The sequence below is a fragment of the Streptomyces flavofungini genome, assembly GCF_041028215.1.
Lineage (GTDB): Bacteria > Actinomycetota > Actinomycetes > Streptomycetales > Streptomycetaceae > Streptomyces > Streptomyces flavofungini_B.
The window spans coordinates 1-3,389 of the sequence record NZ_JASKYR010000715.1 but is presented as its reverse complement, the minus strand read 5'-3'; the positions used below and the strand labels follow the sequence as shown (position 1 = coordinate 3,389).

The following is a 3,389-nucleotide window of genomic DNA, read 5'->3' as shown; positions in this document are numbered from 1 at the left end:
CGATGCGTACTCTGATCACCACCGCCTTCGTCTCCCTCGACGGCGTCGTCGAGGCCCCGGGCGGCGAGCCGGGCTACCGGAACGCCGGGTGGACCTTCAAGGACATGGAGTTCCTGCCCGAGGCGTTCGAGATCAAGGGCCGGGAGCAGAAGGAAGCGGCCGCGATGCTGCTCGGCCGGGTCAGCTACGAGGCGTTCAGCCCGGTGTGGCCGGACATGGCGGACTTCGCCGACTACAAGCCGCTCCCCAAGTACGTCGTCTCCACCACGCTCGCCGAGAAGGACCTGGTGGCGAACTGGGGCGAGACCACGATCCTGCGCTCCCTCGACGACGTCGCCGCGCTGAAGGAGACCGAGGGCGGCCCGGTCATCGTCCACGGCAGCGCCACCCTGAACCGGAACCTCTCCGACGCCGGCCTGATCGACCGCTACCACCTGCTCGTCTTCCCGCTCCTGCTCGGCGCGGGCAAGCGGCTCTTCAGCGCGACGGACAAGGACGCCCAGAAGCTGCGGCTCGTCGAGCACGAGGCGTACGCCAACGGCCTCCAGAAGAACGTCTTCGACGTGGTCCGCTGAGCTCCTCCGGCGTGCTCCGCCGGGCCTCAGCCGACCAGGCGGGCACGGAGCCTCAGGACCGTGCCCGCCTCCAGCCCGAGCCCCTTGGCCAGATAGCCGCCGAAGCCGCCGTACCGCTTGGCGGCCTCGGACAGGGCGGTGCCGAGGTAGTCCGCGCGGACCTCCTGGAGCGGGATGAGCAGTTCCGGGTCCCGCATCGTCCCGCTCCGCCGCAGCGCCTCGCGGACCGCCGCGTCGTACGCGGCCCGGTAGGTGTTGGAGGCCAGGTAGTCGCCCTCGGCCGTGCGCTCGGGGACCCCGGCGAGCCGCAGCAGCAGATAGCTCGTCCAGCCCGTGCGGTCCTTGCCCGCGGTGCAGTGGTAGAGCAGCGGGGAGCGGCTGTCCGCGACGGCGCGCAGGGTGGCGGCGAACTGAGCGCGGTTGGCCCGGTCGGTGACGAAGGTGCGGTAGACCTCGCGCATGAAGGCGGCGGCCCTGCCGTTGCCCAGCATCTCCTCCTGCTTGGCCGGGTCCCTCGAGCCGATGGCGCTCATGAGCTGGACGAACAGTCCGTTGTCGGTGACCGGCCGTGACTCCGCCACGAGCCCGTCCGGCAGCCGGTCCGGCCCGTCGTACCGGACCTCGGCGGGCACCCGGAAGTCGATCACCTTCGTGAGTCCGAGTCCGGAGACCGTGACGAGGTCGGCGTCGGTGAGCTCGCTGAGCGCGTCGGCCCGGAAGACCCGGCCGTGGCGGACCCGCTCTCCGTCGAGGGTCCGGTACCCGCCGAGGTCGCGTACGTTGACGGCGCCTTCGAGCGGGATGAGGCGGACGGCGTCTCGCGCGCGGGCGTGCGCCCGTGTCCCGCGGTCCGGTGCCGCGGCCCCCGCGGGAGCCGCCCAGGCGGGCAGGGTGCCGAGGAGGAGCGAGGCGATCGTCAGTCCGGCCGCGGTACGGGTACGAGAGATGCGCATCGGTGATCCGCCTTCCCACGGGCAACGCCCTACCAAACGATTGTTTGGCTGAAGGTAGCGAGGTGGTCTTGAAGTGGGAAGGGGCAGGGCTCACGTGGCGGACGATGCGAGGGGCGAGGCCGGGAACATCCGCTCCGTGCGGCGTGTTAAAGTTATGTGTTGCAGTTTTGGTACCCATGAACTTTATGTGCGCCTGACGGGAATGCTCCGAGGGCGCATATTTGTTTTTTCCGGTTCTCTCCGGATGGGGTCATTGCGGCGCTGGAGTCTCACAATTCGGTGATTCTCCATACTCTGCCCCTGTTGAGGAGATTGACATGGCAACCGGCACCGTTAAGTGGTTCAACTCGGAAAAGGGCTTCGGCTTCATCGAGCAGGACGGCGGCGGCCCCGACGTCTTCGCCCACTACTCCAACATCGCGTCCTCCGGCTTCCGTGAGCTGCTCGAGGGCCAGAAGGTTTCCTTCGACGTGACCCAGGGCCAGAAGGGCCTGCAGGCCGAGAACATCGTTCCTGCCTGATCGTCGCAGCGCGCGAACCTCACAGCCGAGGCCCGCACCTTCGGGTGCGGGCCTCGGCTTGCGCTGTCATCGGGCCCGACGGGCCCAGAGCCGCACCGGCTCAGAGGTCCGGAATGTCCAGCGACCAGGAAGGCATCACTGCATGAATCGCTCCGAAGGCCCGGCACGACCCGCACGCAAGCGACCCGCGACCGGGGGCGGCAGGGGCCGGCCGAACGGTCAGGCCAAGGGCGCCGCCGCCACGAGGAAGTCCGCCGGGCGCAGGCCCAAGCCCGCCCAGGGCGGCGAGTTCGCGCTCCCCGAGACCATGACGCCGGCGCTGCCGGCCGTCGAGGCCTTCGCGGACCTCGACATGCCCGAGGCACTCCTGAAGACGCTGGCCGCCCAGGGCGTCACCGAGCCCTTCCCGATCCAGGCCGCCACGCTCCCCAACTCCCTCGCGGGCCGCGACATCCTCGGCCGCGGGCGCACCGGATCGGGCAAGACGCTCGCCTTCGGCCTCGCCCTCCTCGCCCGTACGGCGGGACGGCGCGCCGAGTCGAAGTCCCCGCTCGCCATGGTCCTGGTCCCCACGCGTGAGCTGGCCCAGCAGGTGACGGACGCGCTCACGCCGTACGCGACCTCGGTCAACCTCCGCCTCGCCACGGTCGTCGGCGGCCTGTCGATCGGCAAGCAGGCGGGCACGCTGCGGCGCGGCGCCGAGGTCCTCGTGGCCACGCCCGGCCGCCTCAAGGACCTGATCGAGCGCGGCGACTGCGACCTCTCCCAGGTGCGTACGACCGTGCTCGACGAGGCCGACCAGATGGCCGACATGGGCTTCATGCCCCAGGTCACCGCGCTGCTCAAGCAGGTCGAGCAGGGCGGCCAGACCATGCTGTTCTCGGCGACGCTCGACAAGAACATCGACCGGCTCGTCCGGATGTTCCTCACCGACCCCGTCGTGCACTCCGTCGACCCCTCCGCGGGCGCGGTCACGACGATGGAGCACCACGTCCTCTACGTCGCCGACGAGACCGACAAGAAGGCCGTCGCCATGCGGATCGCCGCCCGCGAGGGCCGCGTGATCATGTTCCTGGACACCAAGCGCGCCGTGGACCGCTTCACCAAGCGGCTGCTCGCCAACGGTGTACGGGCCTCCGGCCTGCACGGCGGCCGCTCGCAGCCGCAGCGCAACCGGACCCTGGACCAGTTCAAGAACGGCCAGGTCACGGCGTTGATCGCCACGAACGTCGCGGCGCGCGGCATCCACGTCGACGACCTCGACCTCGTCGTCAACGTCGACCCGCCCACCGACCACAAGGACTATCTGCACCGGGGCGGGCGCACCGCGCGGGCGGGGG

4 protein-coding genes are annotated in these 3,389 nt (G+C 70.3%); 3 read left to right on the top strand and 1 reads right to left on the bottom strand.

What is annotated here, in order from left to right; translation table 11 throughout:
- Positions 1–2: 2 nt before the first annotated feature.
- Positions 3–575, top strand: a complete 573-nt coding sequence (locus tag AB8Z36_RS33060) for a dihydrofolate reductase family protein (protein WP_369217077.1) — start codon at positions 3–5, stop codon at positions 573–575.
- Between the two features lie 26 nt (positions 576–601).
- On the opposite strand, the gene AB8Z36_RS33055 is transcribed toward AB8Z36_RS33060, so the two are convergent.
- Positions 602–1,528, bottom strand: coding sequence for a tyrosine-protein phosphatase (locus AB8Z36_RS33055; RefSeq protein ID WP_369217076.1), 927 nt, complete (start codon positions 1,526–1,528; stop codon positions 602–604).
- A gap of 317 nt (positions 1,529–1,845) precedes the next feature.
- Between AB8Z36_RS33055 and AB8Z36_RS33050 the strand changes: the two genes are divergently transcribed.
- Both AB8Z36_RS33050 and AB8Z36_RS33045 read left to right on the top strand, forming a co-directional pair.
- Positions 1,846–2,049, top strand: a complete 204-nt coding sequence (locus tag AB8Z36_RS33050; RefSeq protein WP_037661310.1) for a cold-shock protein — start codon at positions 1,846–1,848, stop codon at positions 2,047–2,049.
- A gap of 142 nt (positions 2,050–2,191) precedes the next feature.
- On the top strand, positions 2,192–3,389 hold a 1,198-nt coding region (locus AB8Z36_RS33045), incomplete at its 3' end, for a DEAD/DEAH box helicase (RefSeq protein ID WP_369217075.1).

Excerpts from the sequence above, each read along its gene's own strand:
- AB8Z36_RS33060 (WP_369217077.1), top strand. The coding sequence starts at position 3 with ATGCGTACTCTGATCACCACCGCCTTCGTCTCCCTCGACGGCGTCGTC.
- AB8Z36_RS33055 (WP_369217076.1), bottom strand. The coding sequence starts at position 1,528 with ATGCGCATCTCTCGTACCCGTACCGCGGCCGGACTGACGATCGCCTCG.
- AB8Z36_RS33050 (WP_037661310.1), top strand. The coding sequence starts at position 1,846 with ATGGCAACCGGCACCGTTAAGTGGTTCAACTCGGAAAAGGGCTTCGGC.